The sequence below is a fragment of the Acinetobacter sp. SFA genome, from assembly GCF_001647535.1.
Classification (GTDB): domain Bacteria; phylum Pseudomonadota; class Gammaproteobacteria; order Pseudomonadales; family Moraxellaceae; genus Acinetobacter; species Acinetobacter pecorum.
Map to the genome: position 1 here is coordinate 51228 of NZ_LSZI01000012.1, position 15923 is coordinate 67150.

The window sequence follows — 15923 nt, forward strand, 5'->3', positions numbered from 1 at the left end:
ATGCAACCAGTTACCTTCCTTGAGGCACTTCAATACGCTCACAGCAAAAAGATCGTGTTACCTGATGAGTTCTATTCAATGGATCTAAAGACCCGGCAGATGGCAACCACAGTTAGCTTTCTATCGAGTCTTGAGCAAATTGAGACTGTCATCAAGGCGGTGAATAAATCCATTGCCGAGGGCGGTACCTTCAAAGATTTTCAGAAACTCATTGAAGAATCTGAAATCATTTTGCCAAAGCACTACCTGGATAATGTATTTCGTACCAATATCCAGAATGCGTACGGTCATGGCCGGTGGCAACAACAGCAAAAAAATAAGGCCAAACGACAATATCTGATGTATTCAGCTATCAATGATAGTCGAGTGCGTCCGAGTCATTTGGCTTTGAACCGGATCGTATTGCCGATTGATCATCCATTTTGGCTAACCCATTACCCGCCGTTGGGCTTTCGTTGTCGCTGCACCGTGATTGCCTTAACCGAGAAGCAGGCATTGAAATACGGTATTACACCAGATGATAAGTTGCCTGAGGTAGCTGAAGCCTTAGATTGGAGTTCTCATCCATTGCAGTTCGGCGAGCTTGAATCACTGGTGGATAAAAAGATCAGTGCTTCAAGTCTGGATAAGGAATATCTCTTGGAGCAGAAAGAGGTCATCAAGGCTGAATGGATGGCGAGTAAAAAGCTCACCAGTCTATTTGCTCCGATGGATGATAAAACTCGGGATCTATTCGATACGGTGGCCAATACAGTAATTCCACTTGATCCAAGTATTCGGCCAAGTGCGATTCGCACCTTTCTGGATTATGTACAAGGAAATGATGCCGCACTGTCTGGTTATTTAAACTCTGCTGAAAGCTCACTGGCTGATGATGTGCTTAAGCGCTGGCTTAGTACCGATATGGCAGCGATTCAAGCTGTGGCAAGCAATACGGCTCCAACCGTGGTGGGTACTGCAACACTTCAACAAGTAGCGGCTTATCAGGTTGGGCAAACTGTCCAGTTGAGTGCGCCGTTTCTGATGGCTGATGCAGCCTCAGACATCGTGATTAAGATTGAAAATGGTAAAGGGCTCGGTATTGATCTGGATATGTTGAATGCTGGTAACGGCGTTTTGATACCAATGGGATTATCTTTTGAAGTGGTGTCGATTGAAGCGATCGAAGGGCAGATGGTTTACATCTTAAGAAATAAAAAATCGAGCTAGATTTGTAAATAAAAAAAGAGTGATGAATTGGAAAATTCGCCACTCTTTGATAAATGGTTTTATAGCAAATTTATTGTAGTTTATCTGTTTTATATTTGTTTAAATTTTGTGTTTTTATGATTTGAAATAAACTTAATTCTGTACTTGAATGTGTGAAACATTAAGAGGTAAGCACATGAAAGCTTTAGAATATTTTTCAAAGGTTATTGAGTTAATCACACCTGAGTATGCAAGAAAGATTCATCAAAAGAGATGTGAGCGATTAAAAAATTTTTTCGAGGAACGACAATTAATTCTAGAATCTTCACTTTCAGAGCGAGAAAAAAATATTCAACTAAATGCAGCAGTTTCTGCACTGACGGGGGCGAGCTTTTCGAACATTGAAGAGTTTAATTTTTTTCTAGAGCAATTTGACCCAAATAACTTTGAAAATGATTATTTAGCTTTTGCTAGAAATAGAATGACATATGAAATTGTTGATAATCAGCATGGCTTTAAAATTATTAAATCTATATCGAAGCAATTTTGGTTAATGCATTTTTTACACTTTTTTATGCTTTCTATGTTTTTACTTGTTCCTTTGGCTTTGTTAATTAACTTTCATGCTTACATTGAAGCATTCAAAGTAGATTTAAATGTTCCAGAAAGTATTACCTCATTAGGAATATGGATTGCGATTTTAATATGTTTTTTAACTTTAATAAAAATTTTCTATGAATGGGCCTGTTGGAATGATTTCAACAAGCTAATTAAGAAAAAATATCGTTGATCTTTGTGAAATCTAAAACCCGCTAAAGCGGGTTTTTTTTATGGAGCATGAAAATGCCAGATCCAAATGAAGAACGGCTGAAGTATTTATTCAATGCTTCGGCAATTGAGGTGCCAAAAGCTGAAGAAGGGCAGAAGCGGAAATTTAAAGGCACTGCCTATGCCGGTGGTCGTGTAGATGGTCACTGGTACTGGGGGCGCTCCGGCGTGGTCTTTGATCTTGATGGGATCGAGATTGATAAGCCGACAGCCTTACTTGAAGAACACTTTGGTTCAAGTCGAATTGGTGTTGTTCAAACAGTAGATACCAACGGAAAGATTGATGTATCAGGTGACTTTCTTACGAATGCCAAGGCACAGGAAATTGTTCAAGATTCCGATGATGGCTTCCCGTTCCAGATGTCGATGATGATTGATCCGGGATCTATTGAAGAAGTCTCACAAGGCAAGACAGTCACTGTGAATGGTCAGTCGTTTGAAGGTCCAATCACCATCTTCCGTCAAAACCGTATCCGTGAATTTACGATCTGCTCAACCGGTGCTGATCGCAATACATCAATTAAAGCCTTCTCGGGCAAAGCCAATCCACACCCAACCAAAGAGGACACAGACGTGACCGAATTAGAAAAAGCACAACAGGCCAAAGAGCAGGCAGAGCGTGAGCGTGATGAAGCACTGGCTGAACTTAAACAATTCAAAGCGCAAAAACGTGCTGATGAAATTGCAGCTTTAGAAACTGAGCTGAAAACCCAGTTCAGTGCTGAAGATAAAACGGCTTATACCAATATGGATGACTCAGTTTTTACCTTTACTGCTAAGCAGCTTCGTCAATTCTCGGCAGGCAATACACAACCGCCAGCTGGACAACAGCAACAACAAACACCAAGTGTGAATCCCGCATTTGCTCACCTGTTTAGCCATCAAGCTAATCCAGGGCAAGGTGGTCAGTCAAACAACAATGACACTCACAAATTCACTTCAGGTGCACAAGCATTTGCAGAACAAAAGGGGAAATAATTCATGACTATTCGTTATGTACCACCTATTTCAGTCACTTCAAAACGGCTGATCCTGGACAATGAAAAGTTACGTCGTGCCAATGCCAAGGTGCCAACCGCCACAGCATTTAAATACGGTGATCTATTAACACTGTCAGATACCAATGTGTTGTCTCATGCTACTGATGAAAAAACATGGGATGTGATCTGTGGCCAGGATGTCACAGCAGCTGAAGCTACGATTAAGGCCGCTGACGGAATTGAAATCCCGGTGTATTACGGCGGGGGGTTCAGTATCGAAGCTGTCTCACTTAATGGAACTTTGCTCACCACTGCTCAATACGATGCAGCGCGTGCACAGGCAACTAAAAACAAAATCGAACTTTCTAAGGTGTAATTAACATGCCACAGTCTTTTAATCTTGAGGGCACTCCGCTCGAACTGCTTGATGTAGGTGAACTCGCACTGATTCACTCGAATTACCGTCCGATGGATACCTGGCTTTTAGACAAGCTTTTCCCGAACCGCCCGTTATTTACCCGTGATGACGTGCCTTTAGCTGAACTTTCTACTGAACATGATTTGGCACCACTGGTATCACCGCAACAGCCCGGTAAGCCATTTGATACCACACAATCTGGTGAAGTACGTCATGTAAAACCAGCCTACTACAAGCCAAAAAATCAGGTTACTCCGGCCGAAACTTTTGAAATTGCCCTGCTTGAGCGTCTGCGTACTGCAGGTATTATTTCTACTGGCAATCAGCAGCTATCCGATCAGGAAAAAATGATCATTTCTCAGATCGCCGTTATGAAGCGCAACCACGATGCAATTGATAACTCGGTCCTCATGATGGCAATTGATTTACTGAAAAACGGTAAATATGCGCTTCATTCTGATGATTATGAATACAACCTAGTGGATTACCGTCGTGATGCATCTTTGACATATACGCCGTTGACCAAATGGAATGAAGTAGGTGCCAAGCCAGTAACTGATATCCGCACTATGCTTGAGCGTCAATTGGTGGCTGATGGTGGTGAAGCTAAGCTGTCTGTTATGTCTGGTTTGGTTTGGGCAGCTCTTTGGAACAATGACGAGTTCAAAAAAGAATTCATCACACCGTATGCGGGTATTTCTGTTCCAGTGAATCCAAGTTTTGGTGTAAAAGAGTCAGCAACCTTCAAAGGAACCTTTGATGGAATCGAATTCTGGGTATATGACGCAACTTACCGCAACAAGGGGCAAGTAAAGCGCTTTATTCCTAAGGATTACTTCTCATTGATCTCTGATACCAATGGCTCGGTAGCTCAATGCAAGATTAAAAATGTGCTGGCCAACGGCCTTGCTCAGCAGTACTTTGACCGTCAATGGTATAGCGAAGACCCAAGCGGCATCATGCTGATGACCGAATCAGCTCCACTAGTTGTGCCGTCTAACAAGAACGGTGTCGTTGGTGGTACTGGCTTTATCACTCTATAAGGAGCAAGACATGCCGAAGTACACAGCAAAACAATCCATCGGGCATTTTATGCCAGGTGATGAAATCAAAGGGCTTGAAGCTAAACAACTTCAGGCCCTTTTATCATCTGGGGCTATTGAAGAATATCAAGAGCTGGAAGAGCCTAAGGCAGACAACACCGCTGCTCGCCTGGCTGAGCTTGAAAAGGCCAATATTGATCTGACGAAAGCCAACACTGATCTTGAAGCTGCGAAAACGAAGGCTGAGAAAGAAGTGGATGAGCTAAAAGCAAAGGTGGCTGAACTGGAAAAGGCCAAGCCTGCTACAAAACCTAAAGCAGACCCAAAGCCTGCTGACGAAAACAAGTAGGTGATCTATGTACGCGACTAAAGCTGATTTAGTCGCTCGATTTGGTGAAAACGTACTTAACCTTGCGCTCATGTTTCCTGCTGATGTTTCAGATCCATTAGAAATTTCTTTGCAGGATGCTTGTGAGGAGGTGGACGGATATCTAGCAGTACGTTACCCATTGCCCTTGCCAAATGTGCCTAATAATTTGAAGCGACTAGTGTGTGATATAGCACGTTATAAACTCCATTTTGAAGCAGCGCCTGAGGCAGTTGAACTGCGCTACAAGATGGCGATAGATTTCTTAAAGGGTGTACGGGATGGCAAAAACTCACTGGCAATTCTAGATACCAGTAACCAAATCAGCGACGACCAACCCAAAGGTAGACCATCAACAGCACCCATCGGAACAAGTTATACGGGTGGTGTATTTGGTGATGCCATTTTAGACATGATGCCCAGTATGAAGTGAGGTGTTTATGGCTTTCGCAATAACCATTCAAGCCGATAGCTCACCTATTGAAGTAGTGCTTAAACAATTAGGTAACTTTGATTCGCTGAAGAATCAGTTGTTTGATGAGATTGGTGCTGGGCTTGTGAATAGTACTCAGCATCGGTTTTTAACCGGTACTGGTGTGGATGGAAATCCATGGAAGATTTCATGGCGTGCACGCATGCAAGGCGGTGAAACGTTGCGTGATACTGGGCGTTTGATGAATTCCTACACATACAATGTGCTTAGCAATGGTGTGGAAGTTGGTACAAACGTTGAATACGCCCCTCATCTTCATTTTGGAGCAACCATCCTGCCCAAGAATGGCCAGTACATTACTTTTGCAGTGGGTGGTCAATATCGGAAAGTTAAGCAGTCAGTTTTACCACCTCGAACACAGTTAGGGATCAATGCAGAAGATGAAGCCATGGTTTTAGATATTGTGGGGAGTTTTATAGATGAGCACTTTCTTCGCGGTACGTGATGAGATTGCAGAAAAGCTGAAAGAGATTCCAGAATTTCTAAAGATCTATACGCCGTTGAATTCAGTCAGCGTAACAGAGATGTCACAAGTCACGCCGTCAGCACATGTCAATTTTGTCCGTATCGATAAAAAAGCCAGTGCAGGTCGTGGAAGTGTTAATCAGATCGGTCAGCAATGGGCGGTCACGGTGGCCTGTCGCAATGCTCAATCTCAGATGACTGATGGTCGGGCGGTAAGTGATGAAGCAGGACTATTAACAGAGAAAGTAATTCAGTTGCTTTCAGGCTGGCAGCCTCAAGCATCACGTACAGCATTAGAGTTTATTTCAGTTCGAGATGGGTATAGTCCAGGCTTTGCATATATCACGATTATCTTTGAATCACAAAAATTCATTTAGGAGCCAGTCATGGCAAAACAATACAAAGCATTACAGCCTGTCGGTCGCTTTCAAAAAGGCGATGTCGTTGGTGGGCTGGATGATGCACAAATCCAAGATTTATTGCAGCGCGGAGTGATTGTAGAAGTAAAGCAAGCACAAAAAGCTACAGCAACAACTAAAACAGAAAAAGAGGTGAAAGCAGATGTCTAATAAACCAGATTTAATCTCGCTTCAAGGTCAGCTATTTTTAGCAAAAATGATCAATGGCCAACCTTCTGCACTTTTACCAATTGGTAATACGCCAGAGCTTCAATTACAGATCAGTTCTGAAACAACAGATCACTATGAATCGAAGACCGGATTGCGTGCTAAAGATGCAGTGTTGCGCAAGCAAACGGGCGTAAAAATCAGCGGCACACTGGAAGAAGTCACTAAAGAAAATCTTGCAATGGTGTTGAGCGGGAAAACAATAGAAATTCCTGAATCAACAGTTCCAGAGTCAATCATTGGCGCAGTTAAGGCTGGTGAAATGATTGACCTCGGAATTCGCAATTTATCTGATGTTGAGTTTAAAGGGCCATCAGACGCAGCAATTACTGCAGATAAATACATTTTGGATTCAGTATTTGGTACGGTTATTTTTAGTGAAGCCATTACTGATGTGAAATGGACAGGAAAATCTGGAGCTATCACCCGGACCACAGTTGCTACAAATTTGGGGGAGGAATACCGTTTTTTCTTCAAAGGCGTGGACACTTATCAGGGTGATAAAATCGCAGTTACACTTTGGCGTCTTGAGCTTTCCCCAGATACGGAGTTTGATTTGATTCATGAAGATTTTGCAAGTTACAGTATTGAAGGTGAATGCTTGGCTGATATCACGAAAGCGCATGATACTGAACTTAGTATCTTTGGTCATATTGAGCGTTTTAAGGTAGCAGCATAACCCACACAGGCACAAAGAATTCCACGGCGCATTAGCGTCTTTTTTTGTGCCTATTATTTGTGAAATTTTCATTAGAACTCAAGAAAATTAAGAGTGCATATTTAGTAGTTTTTTTACACATAAGTTGATAACTTACACCTGATTTTTGTGAGGATAATAATGTGAAGAAAATTTTACTAATTAGTATAATGGGGTTAGGACTATTGGGCTGTGGAGGTGGAGGTTCATCTGATACCTCTTATAATGAAAAGCCCGCTAATAGTGGTATCAACAGTAAAAATTTTGACAGCTTTACTACATTCAATTGGAAATCAATCCAATTTAAAACTGGTTTTGTTGAAATTATTAAAAATATGCGAAATTCAAATATTTTATATACTAATTATCAGAAATTAGAGCCTGACAATATTGAGCTATATAAACGACATATTTTGAGTAAAGACGGGTTATACAGACCTGATCCAATGAACTACCAATTAGGGTATAGAACATATAATATTAATTATGTTTCTAAAGATGGAAATGTTTTTAGTAAAACGCCATATAGTTTAAACCAATTAAAAGATCTTCAAATTCAAGAACAAGGACAGTGGATTACGCTTGATAACATTACAGTAAGTGATAGAACAGCTGTCTACTGGAATATTCTTGCAGATCAGTTGCCATCAAGTGTTTGGTTTGATAAAGGTGAGCGTGGCACCCAATTTAAAAAATTCTTAGCACTATCTAAAGTTACAAGGTTTCCTTCTGGAGCTAAGTGTTTTAAGTCTGAAAAGACAACTTATTCAATGCCATTTTTTGTGATCACTGAAATCGGTTCAAGTGCTTATGTGAATGGTCAAAATGTTAAAACATTTGATGAGTTCTTGAAAGCAGCCGGTACTAATAAGGTAAGCGGGACATGGGGCGGTGTATCTTGGGCTTATTTAAAAAAATATGATCAACCTGAATATTACGTTGCAGATATTGTGGCAAATATTGATGGTAAGCTGAGTGTTGGTTATTGGGAGAAGGATCCAAATACTACATTGCAAAAAACATTGAAAGAATATGAAAATCTGCTCCAGCAACCATATGTTAGTCAGGAAGATCGTATTTCTTTTAATGCAGCAATAGAAGAGGTTAAGTATGAATGTACATATTTCAATGATATTGCCGCAAATACTATTGAGAAACTGATTGATCAAAGTATCTAAAATTAAAAAATAAATAATTTTATATTGAGCCCTGATGGGATAACCATCAGGGTTTTTTTGTCATTAAAATCTAATTTGAGACATCATCATGAATGATTTTTTCCTAGCAACGAATCGAAGCATCAGAATTAATGATATTGAAGTACGTCAGATCCAGATGAAAGATTTCGATACCTGGGCAATGCATGCTGAAGTATTGAAGAACTTCATTAAAGACCAAAATCATTCAGATGAGATTTTAAATACTTTATTCCAGGCTCATGGCGTTCAAGTCATTTCGACTATGTCATGCGTCACCGATCTGGACCATGAATCACTGGTAGAACTTGCTGCTGATGAGCAGGGATTTAAAGATCTACTTAAAGCGGTGCTTCTCGTTAATCAAGCTTATTTCAAATATGAAAAGCCTAAACGTGGAGTGAATAAACAAGATAAGGACTCCTCCTGGTTTGATTCATTCCAGTTTCTGGTATCAATGGGCCATCAACATAGTGAAATCATGGAAATGACTTACGGCGCATTTCAGAACTACGTTAAGGCAGCAAACAAGCTATATAAGCAGGGAATCTTCAATAACGCCGTTGCAGCGCGTGTAGCTCAATCAGACAAGAAAGGCTTTGAGTCATTCAAGAAAGAAATGGTTTCTGATTGATCAAGTAGAACCCTAAAGTTATGATGGAAAAATAATAATTTAGGGGATTGTAGTGGCTATAAAATTTTGTAAATCGTGTAAAAAGCCAATGAGGCCTACTGATACTCATTGCAAAACATGCGGCAAGGAATACAAAAACAGCCCTATGATAATCGTTGTTATTGTTGCAGCAATTATTACTATTTGTATTGCGGCATATTTCTTTATTAATAACAAGAATTCTGGCTCTATAGATGTTGTAGACACATCTGTACCAGTAAATGAAAACAAACCTCTTGTTTCCAACTGGATACTTGATAGCGATACTGATCCTATTAGTGGCATTAATACTTATGCCGCTACTGTTCAGGCACTAGATTTTGATACTAAGACAAAGGTTAATTCCGAGTTTGCTGTGGCTTGTAGATCCAGCACAGGAATCACAAATGTTGTGATATCTGCGACCTATCCGGTAAAAACAGATAGCTTCACATCAGATGGTCCTATGGCTCGATATCGCATGAAGATAGATCAAAATGAGCCTCTAACCGGGGTGGCGCGTGCTGGAGGAAATAATACAGTTATTATTCTTGATGAGCGCCAATCCAAAGCTGTTATTGATCAGTTAAAATCAACCTCAAAGGTCCTTTTTCAGATGTCTAGTGTTAAAGATACATCTCTGACCTATGAGGCAGACCTAACTGGTGCTACAGATACAATTGAGAAGCTCAAGACAGACTGTATATCTAAGCCAGCAGCCAAATAGTTGGCCAGATCCACAAAAAAGTGCCGTAGATATTTGTAGTAACTAAAACTTAACCCCGCAATAGCGGGGTTTTTTATTGCCTAAAGCTTAGAGGTCAGCATGTCTGGTAAGAACTTAACATTTAAATTAATCATGGATGCCGACACCAAAGGCTTTGTTGGCAATATCAAGCAGTCTGAAGATACAGTTAAATCAGTATTCAACACAATTAAGCAAGAGTCTGATCGATTAAAACAAGCAACCACCGATGCCTCAAAGGAAATGGGTAATATCGTACCTAAAGGCACCAGTGAATTAGCAGATAAGCTTTCTCAGTCTCTAAATGCTGCTACAGGCATTATCAAAGATGCTGGTGACAATGCAAAATCTACAGCAGGGAATTTTACTGATTTTGGCAATAGAACCGAAAAAGCTTTAGGCCAACTTAAAGGGGATTTAGCTCAAGCCAAGCAAAACCTTGAAGCGTTTTCAAAAACTAAAGCTTCACCTGCAGATATTGAAAAAGCACAAGTCCAGGTTGATCAACTAGAAAAAGAAGTACAGCAAGCAGATCAGGCTTTTGATGGATTTCAGGCAGAAGTAGGCAAAGCCAATACAAGCCTAAAAGAAACGGATACAGCTGCTCAGACGGCGCAGAAGGGAATAGGGGTACTAAAAACCGGATTTACCGCCCTTATTGGGGTTATGGGTGGTATTGGTATTGGCTTGGGCCTTCGTGAATTAGCAGAGGCCGCGGATTCCTATACCAACCTTTCAGCTCGAATCAACATTGCAACCAGTGATGGTGGTAATTTTCAGCAAGCCATGGCTGGGGTGCACCAGGTTGCATTGATGACCAACTCAAGTCTGGATGCCTCCGCTGGTCTATTTACAAAGGTGAATGATACCGGTAAGCAAATGGGGATGACGCAACAGCAGAGTCTAGATCTGGTCAAAACCATCAACATGGCCATTCAGACTGGCGGCGGATCAGCAGCTGCAGCTGATGCAGCAATAACCCAATTCACGCAAGCATTACAATCTGGCGTACTCCGTGGCGATGAATTCAACTCGATCATGGAGCAGGCCCCGGGCATCTCTAAGGCCTTAGCCCAGTCATTAGGTGTTACCACTAGTGAATTGCGTAAGATGGCCGAGAATGGCGAACTATCTGCCGAGAAAGTCATTAAGGCCTTACACAGTCAATCAGCTGCAATTGAAGCTGATTACGCCAAGTTCCCAACCACTATTGGCAATGCCTTACAGCGAATCGCTACACAATGGCAGATCCTAATTGGCACGATGGACCAAGCAAACGGCGCATCAGCAACTGTGGCGCAATGGCTGGTGACTCTTGCTGACAATATGGACGTAGTGGAAACCATACTTGAAGATATTGGCGAAGGCTTTATCTGGGTAGGGGATCAGCTTAAGAAGATTGACCCGGCCACAATTGAGGCGTTTAAGGAGGCGTTAAGTACTGCTTATGAGGCGGTGAAGTCCTTAGTAACATCACTTGGTTCTATGTTTGGTACGACTGCCCAGGTGCTAGATACAGCACTATCTGCCATCTTTGATTTTAATAGTGGAATTGATGGATCTACTGACAAGACTAATGGCTTCACCAAGGCATTACAGGGCGCAAGCCTAACATTTGCTCTATTTAATGATGGCTTTAAAGGCATTGCTATTGTTGTGAATCTATTTGCTGGCGCTATGTATGAGGCAACCGGTGCATTCATGTACTGGAAGTCCAAGTTTATGCTTGGCGATGCAAAAGAGGCTGCCTTTAAAGAATTTCAGGATCTTACTGCAAGAGCCAAAGAACTTTATGGACAAGCGGATGATCTGGCGCTAAATCATGAGGTTCAAGTCAAAAAAGTATGGGAAGAGATTGGAAAAACCCAGGATGAAAAGAATCGTGAGGCGGTGGCTGGGAATACCGCAACTTTTGCAGAGCTATCCAAGCAAAATGATGAATTCACTCAAAAATCTAAGGATTTGGCAGCAGAACGTGCGGCCATCGATGCGCAGTTAAACCAAGCTCGCAAGGATGGCAATCAGTCGACCATTGATGCAATTATCCAGAAATCTAATGAGCTCGAGAGTCGTGAAAAGGAGCACGCTACCAATAAAACCTCATTAGATAAGGATATGCTGGCTTCTGCTCAGGCTTATGCCGAGGCCGCTATCAAAGCCAATGGCGGTGTCATGGATGGCGTGATGCAGGCCGATCTATTGACCAAAGGCTATATCGTCACCATTGATGAGGCTGGAAAGGTTAGTGTTCAGGCAAGCCAAAGTGCGGAACAGGCTGCCGAAAGTGCTGCTAAAAAAGAAGAATCCTTAAAGCTGGCCAAGGAGAATGTTAAGAAAGCCGATGAGGAATATCTGGCCTATCAGAAACAGGCTGCAGCTGAACGTGCACTTCTAGAACAGCAGATTGAACAAGCCAAGAAGTCTGGTGATTTAAATGCTTTGGCATCTGCACAAGCCTCAATTAATGCCATTAATGCCAAAGAAGCTGAGCTATCCCAAAACCGTGATTTACGTATAGCTGAATTAAATAAAGCCAATACTGGATCCGGCCAAGTGGCGGAAACGGCTTATTCAAGAGCATCTGCTGCTGCCAAGCTGTTTGGCGTGGATCTGGATGCATCCTTGAACAAGGTCTCCAAGTCATTCAATAGTTCTGGCAATGATTTAAATGACTTGAAGACTAGGCTGGAAGAGGCCGGTATTACCGGTAAACAAGCTGGTGATGTTCTTTACCAAGCATGGGAGGATTGGCTTAGTAAGGCCAGAAGCCAAGCGGAGATTGATGCAGCAAATGCCAAGATGCGTGAGTTTGAGGCCCAAGGGGTATTCTCAACCAAGCAGGTTGAACTCGGCATCATGGCTATCCGTAAGGCTAATGCTGAATTACCAGATGAATTGGATGAAACAGGGAAGGCCTTTGAACGTCTCGGGATTAAAACCAAGGAGCAATTAAAGCTTTCCGCTCAACAAGCCTTAATGGATTACAACACTATTCGAAATAGTGGCCAAGCTACCGCCGAAGGAATTGAACAAGCGCATAAAAAAGCAGCCCAAGCCGTAGCACTGTCTGGTGATGCGGGAGTCATAGCTGCATTTAATGCTGCGGATGCCACCCAAAAGCTTAAGGTTCAAATTGATGACACAGGTATTGCTGCCGTCAAATCCATGGATGACTGGGAGAAGGCCAATCATCGGGTCAGAGACTCTGCACATAGAATCGGTGATGGATTCCGTCATGCAGGCCAGATCGCACGGGAAGAGGCCAAAACTTCCACTGAGGCCTGGGCTGATGCAGTAAATAAAGCTAAAGGTGATTTCAATAAGGAAATGAAGCGACAGGGTGATACATTAAGCAAGGGCATTTATGGCTATGACTCCTACACCAGAGATGAAGTACTCTCCGAGCTGAAAAGTAAGGGGTATAGCGATAAAGAGGCTCAAAAACTGGCTGGTGATATCTGGTCTAAAGCGATGGCAGCTGATCGGGATGCCAAGGCTCAAGGACTGGGTAAGGATGGCAACCCTGCAATGAAAGCATTAATCAATGCTGAATTTGATCGGGCAGCAGCGAATGGTCTGACCACTCAGCACGGAACCAACAAGATCAATGAATTGCTTCGTTCTATTAATCTCGCGTCAACAGGTTCCAGTGGTCTCAATGACTATGCGCCGTCTATTCCGTCAGTACCATCTGTCAGAGACACTAATCAGCCTGCCAAAGAAGTTACCTATAACTTTGACTTCAATGGTAAGCAGATGAAATTTAGCGGTCCTGCGGGACAGGAATCTTTAATGAATGAACTTGTGAATCAATTAAAAATACAGGCGAAATCCACATGAAGCTTATTCGCTTAGCAACATCAGAAACCGTCCCATTAGAGGACGGTTTTTTATGGCCTGATGAATTTTCATGGAAGGCCATTGAGCAGAGTCAGGCTTACTCCATGGATGGCACTTTGATCATTCAGGAAGGTAAAAAGAAGTCGGGCCGACTAATTACCCTGCAGCCGGCAGATCCACAGATGGGCTGGATCAGGTTGCGTGAACTGCGGACTGTTTTGGAATGGTCCAGGCTACAGGAGGAGAATTTCAAACTGCAATTTGAGCAGCCACATGATAGCCGGAAATTCACCGTCAAATTTAACCACCAGGATGGGGCTTTAGAGGCCACACCGGTAAAAGGAATTCCAGCGGTATCACTGGATGATTATTTTAATGTGACTTTGCGCTTTACGGAGTTAGACGATGGCGATTGAAACCAAGGATTTAGTGATCTACAAGTCTGAACGCTTGACCGATAACTCGGATGGTGGTGGTAAATACTCTGGTGTCGTGGTGCAGGATGGCATCAGCAATAACCTGTTCAATGATGTTTCAGAGATGGATCGCACCATGGGCGATGTGTCCATGCGCAAGGTCTTTCCGGCAGTCACAACCGAAGACACCGATTTACTCATGGGTGCAACTGTTTTTGTATCTGAGCTACCAGAAGATCCAAACGTATCTGCACTGCTATTCAGCACCAAGAACTGGACGGATGAACGTCAGTCGGCTCAGAACCGTGTAGAAAACTATTTAGCCAAAGGCGGGCAAATTGCCGGCACACCACTTGATACCCATTGGCAGGGTATGTCATCACTCCAGGTCGCCATGTTTCCTCAGGAAGTGGAGTCTTCGGTAGGCGATACCATTGTGCTGGTCAGTGATGAAGGCAAGGTATTGGAGCGCGAACAGTACGTGCGAATCACCAAGATTGAAACCCGTACTGCCATTATGGTCATCGATGGTAAGAATGTTGAGTATAAGGTGGCGACCTACTCACTCAATGATCCGCTCGAAGTTGATTTTGTCGGATTATCGGCACGCCAGTGGTACAACGGTGAGAAATCAAAAACTATTATTCGCGATACCATTGTGGCGGATACCGGCCTTTACTATTCATCTACAGCGCTGGCATCTGATGCCAATGTGGGTGAATTTACGGTCAATGCCAAAAGTATTTTTGCCCAGCTAATTCCATCGGCCCAGACCGAAACACCGATCATTGATGTGAACGCTGCAGGTGAAAGCGTGGTGCTGGTCGCAGGCAATGAAGGCACCATTACTGTTAATTATCCAAATATGGTGATTGGTGTCAGCCAAAACCTGTATATCGGCTCTGCGGTTATTCCATCAAGTGTAGCTTTCACGTTGCAAGGTCAGCAGATTACTGATCAGGGCGGATTACTTAAGAATACTCAAGGTACACAGGTTGGTACGATTGATTATCAGCGTGGTTTGATTCAGTGGACTGCGGCAGCACCGGCTGGAACCGCAAGTCTGAATATTACATTCAAACCAGCTGCGGCACCAAACCAGTATTATCAAAGTCATGCCATCCCGGTCACTCAAAACAACCAAAGTACCAACTGGACTGGAGTTTTAATCCCGATTCCAGCACCGGGAGCTTTGTCGATTTCTTATATGTCGCAGGGCAAGTTCTATGAACTTAAAGACGATGGTTCAGGCCAGTTAAAGGCTGCCAGTCCATCTTTTGGTTCGGGCATGATCAATTACGAAACTGGCTCATGGCTATTAACCACTGGCGCATTACCAGATGTAGACACACCGATTCTGCTGAACTGGGGCACACCGATTATCATTTTTGTGCGATCTAATTTAAGTGTTGAAAAAGCTGCATTTGAGTTTGATTTGGGTCGACCGGGTGTTTTGCCGGGCATCACCATCAACTGGTTGCTTGAGGGTGAGTCCAAAACAGCGACTTCCAATGCTCAAGGCAAGTTTACTGGTGATGCCACAGGTGAGATCAACTATGCCACGGGTATCGGCAAGATCATTCCAAACAAGCTGCCACAGAAAGGCACAGTTTTCTCAGTGATTTATAACTATGGCCAATCACTTGAGCAGACCAAGATGGATGTTGCACCAGATGCCAACCAGAAGATGGTCTTCAACATCGGTACCGGACCAGCAATTCAGCCGAATAGCATCGAGCTAGAGATTCCCGTGCAGAATACCGACCGGAAATTAATAGGAACAGTATGGCTGTTTGATGTGCCAGTGAATGCGATGATTGGCAATCTGGTCGATGAGCGCGGTCAGGTACAGGGCAGTATTACCTATGCCACTGGTGCAGTTGAAGTCACACCGGTTGTATATCAGCAAGTATTTAAAAAAGAGTATTTGCCAATGATGTCAGTAACTTATGCAGCAGCATAGTGAGGA

17 protein-coding genes are annotated in these 15923 nt (G+C 42.8%); all 17 read left to right on the forward strand.

Annotated elements, in window-relative coordinates; translation table 11 throughout:
• On the forward strand, window positions 1-1209 hold the full coding sequence (locus tag AY607_RS05365) for a phage minor head protein (RefSeq protein WP_064101987.1): 1209 nt from the start codon (window positions 1-3) through the stop codon (window positions 1207-1209).
• A gap of 175 nt (window positions 1210-1384) precedes the next feature.
• The gene (locus tag AY607_RS05370) at window positions 1385-1978 is read left to right on the forward strand and encodes a hypothetical protein (protein WP_064101988.1); all 594 of its coding nucleotides are present in this window, start codon (window positions 1385-1387) and stop codon (window positions 1976-1978) included.
• A 53-nt stretch (window positions 1979-2031) separates the two neighbouring features.
• The gene (locus AY607_RS05375) at window positions 2032-2994 is read left to right on the forward strand and encodes a hypothetical protein (protein ID WP_064101989.1); all 963 of its coding nucleotides are present in this window, start codon (window positions 2032-2034) and stop codon (window positions 2992-2994) included.
• 3 nt (window positions 2995-2997) lie between these two features.
• On the forward strand, window positions 2998-3372 hold the full coding sequence (locus tag AY607_RS05380; RefSeq protein WP_064101990.1) for a hypothetical protein: 375 nt from the start codon (window positions 2998-3000) through the stop codon (window positions 3370-3372).
• Between the two features lie 5 nt (window positions 3373-3377).
• Window positions 3378-4457 carry a major capsid protein gene (locus AY607_RS05385; protein ID WP_064101991.1) on the forward strand — a complete coding sequence of 360 codons (1080 nt, stop codon included), beginning with the start codon at window positions 3378-3380 and terminating at the stop codon, window positions 4455-4457.
• Between the two features lie 10 nt (window positions 4458-4467).
• On the forward strand, window positions 4468-4806 hold the full coding sequence (locus tag AY607_RS05390; RefSeq protein ID WP_064101992.1) for a hypothetical protein: 339 nt from the start codon (window positions 4468-4470) through the stop codon (window positions 4804-4806).
• A gap of 7 nt (window positions 4807-4813) precedes the next feature.
• Window positions 4814-5257 carry a gp436 family protein gene (locus tag AY607_RS05395; RefSeq protein ID WP_064101993.1) on the forward strand — a complete coding sequence of 148 codons (444 nt, stop codon included), beginning with the start codon at window positions 4814-4816 and terminating at the stop codon, window positions 5255-5257.
• Between the two features lie 7 nt (window positions 5258-5264).
• Window positions 5265-5762 (forward strand): phage virion morphogenesis protein, encoded by a 498-nt coding sequence (locus AY607_RS05400; protein WP_064101994.1) that lies wholly within the window; start codon window positions 5265-5267, stop codon window positions 5760-5762.
• The gene (locus tag AY607_RS05405; protein WP_064095925.1) at window positions 5737-6159 is read left to right on the forward strand and encodes a hypothetical protein; all 423 of its coding nucleotides are present in this window, start codon (window positions 5737-5739) and stop codon (window positions 6157-6159) included. Before AY607_RS05400 ends, AY607_RS05405 begins: the two co-directional genes overlap by 26 nt.
• A 9-nt stretch (window positions 6160-6168) precedes the next feature.
• The gene (locus AY607_RS05410; RefSeq protein ID WP_064095926.1) at window positions 6169-6351 is read left to right on the forward strand and encodes a hypothetical protein; all 183 of its coding nucleotides are present in this window, start codon (window positions 6169-6171) and stop codon (window positions 6349-6351) included.
• Window positions 6344-7087, forward strand: coding sequence for a hypothetical protein (locus AY607_RS05415; RefSeq protein WP_064095927.1), 744 nt, complete (start codon window positions 6344-6346; stop codon window positions 7085-7087). Before AY607_RS05410 ends, AY607_RS05415 begins: the two co-directional genes overlap by 8 nt.
• Before the next feature lie 161 nt (window positions 7088-7248).
• Complete coding sequence (locus AY607_RS05420; protein ID WP_064101995.1) at window positions 7249-8283, forward strand: hypothetical protein; 1035 nt, start codon at window positions 7249-7251, stop codon at window positions 8281-8283.
• An 88-nt stretch (window positions 8284-8371) separates the two neighbouring features.
• Window positions 8372-8935: a hypothetical protein gene (locus AY607_RS05425; protein WP_064101996.1), complete on the forward strand. Its 564-nt coding sequence runs from the start codon at window positions 8372-8374 to the stop codon at window positions 8933-8935.
• Window positions 8936-8987: 52 nt separating this feature from the next.
• Window positions 8988-9680, forward strand: a complete 693-nt coding sequence (locus AY607_RS05430; RefSeq protein ID WP_064101997.1) for a hypothetical protein — start codon at window positions 8988-8990, stop codon at window positions 9678-9680.
• Window positions 9681-9779: 99 nt separating this feature from the next.
• On the forward strand, window positions 9780-13538 hold the full coding sequence (locus AY607_RS05435; protein WP_064101998.1) for a tape measure protein: 3759 nt from the start codon (window positions 9780-9782) through the stop codon (window positions 13536-13538).
• Window positions 13535-13954 (forward strand): hypothetical protein, encoded by a 420-nt coding sequence (locus AY607_RS05440; protein WP_064101999.1) that lies wholly within the window; start codon window positions 13535-13537, stop codon window positions 13952-13954. The genes AY607_RS05435 and AY607_RS05440 overlap by 4 nt, the downstream gene beginning before the upstream one ends.
• Window positions 13944-15917 (forward strand): hypothetical protein, encoded by a 1974-nt coding sequence (locus tag AY607_RS05445; protein WP_064102000.1) that lies wholly within the window; start codon window positions 13944-13946, stop codon window positions 15915-15917. The genes AY607_RS05440 and AY607_RS05445 overlap by 11 nt, the downstream gene beginning before the upstream one ends.
• The last annotated feature ends 6 nt before the right edge of the window (window positions 15918-15923 follow it).

Coding starts and splice junctions, on each gene's coding strand:
- AY607_RS05365 (WP_064101987.1), top strand. CDS start 1: ATGCAACCAGTTACCTTCCTTGAGGCACTTCAATACGCTCACAGCAAA.
- AY607_RS05400 (WP_064101994.1), top strand. CDS start 5,265: ATGGCTTTCGCAATAACCATTCAAGCCGATAGCTCACCTATTGAAGTA.
- AY607_RS05405 (WP_064095925.1), top strand. CDS start 5,737: ATGAGCACTTTCTTCGCGGTACGTGATGAGATTGCAGAAAAGCTGAAA.
- AY607_RS05445 (WP_064102000.1), top strand. CDS start 13,944: ATGGCGATTGAAACCAAGGATTTAGTGATCTACAAGTCTGAACGCTTG.
- AY607_RS05435 (WP_064101998.1), top strand. CDS start 9,780: ATGTCTGGTAAGAACTTAACATTTAAATTAATCATGGATGCCGACACC.
- AY607_RS05415 (WP_064095927.1), top strand. CDS start 6,344: ATGTCTAATAAACCAGATTTAATCTCGCTTCAAGGTCAGCTATTTTTA.
- AY607_RS05375 (WP_064101989.1), top strand. CDS start 2,032: ATGCCAGATCCAAATGAAGAACGGCTGAAGTATTTATTCAATGCTTCG.
- AY607_RS05380 (WP_064101990.1), top strand. CDS start 2,998: ATGACTATTCGTTATGTACCACCTATTTCAGTCACTTCAAAACGGCTG.
- AY607_RS05395 (WP_064101993.1), top strand. CDS start 4,814: ATGTACGCGACTAAAGCTGATTTAGTCGCTCGATTTGGTGAAAACGTA.
- AY607_RS05440 (WP_064101999.1), top strand. CDS start 13,535: ATGAAGCTTATTCGCTTAGCAACATCAGAAACCGTCCCATTAGAGGAC.
- AY607_RS05370 (WP_064101988.1), top strand. CDS start 1,385: ATGAAAGCTTTAGAATATTTTTCAAAGGTTATTGAGTTAATCACACCT.
- AY607_RS05410 (WP_064095926.1), top strand. CDS start 6,169: ATGGCAAAACAATACAAAGCATTACAGCCTGTCGGTCGCTTTCAAAAA.
- AY607_RS05425 (WP_064101996.1), top strand. CDS start 8,372: ATGAATGATTTTTTCCTAGCAACGAATCGAAGCATCAGAATTAATGAT.
- AY607_RS05385 (WP_064101991.1), top strand. CDS start 3,378: ATGCCACAGTCTTTTAATCTTGAGGGCACTCCGCTCGAACTGCTTGAT.
- AY607_RS05390 (WP_064101992.1), top strand. CDS start 4,468: ATGCCGAAGTACACAGCAAAACAATCCATCGGGCATTTTATGCCAGGT.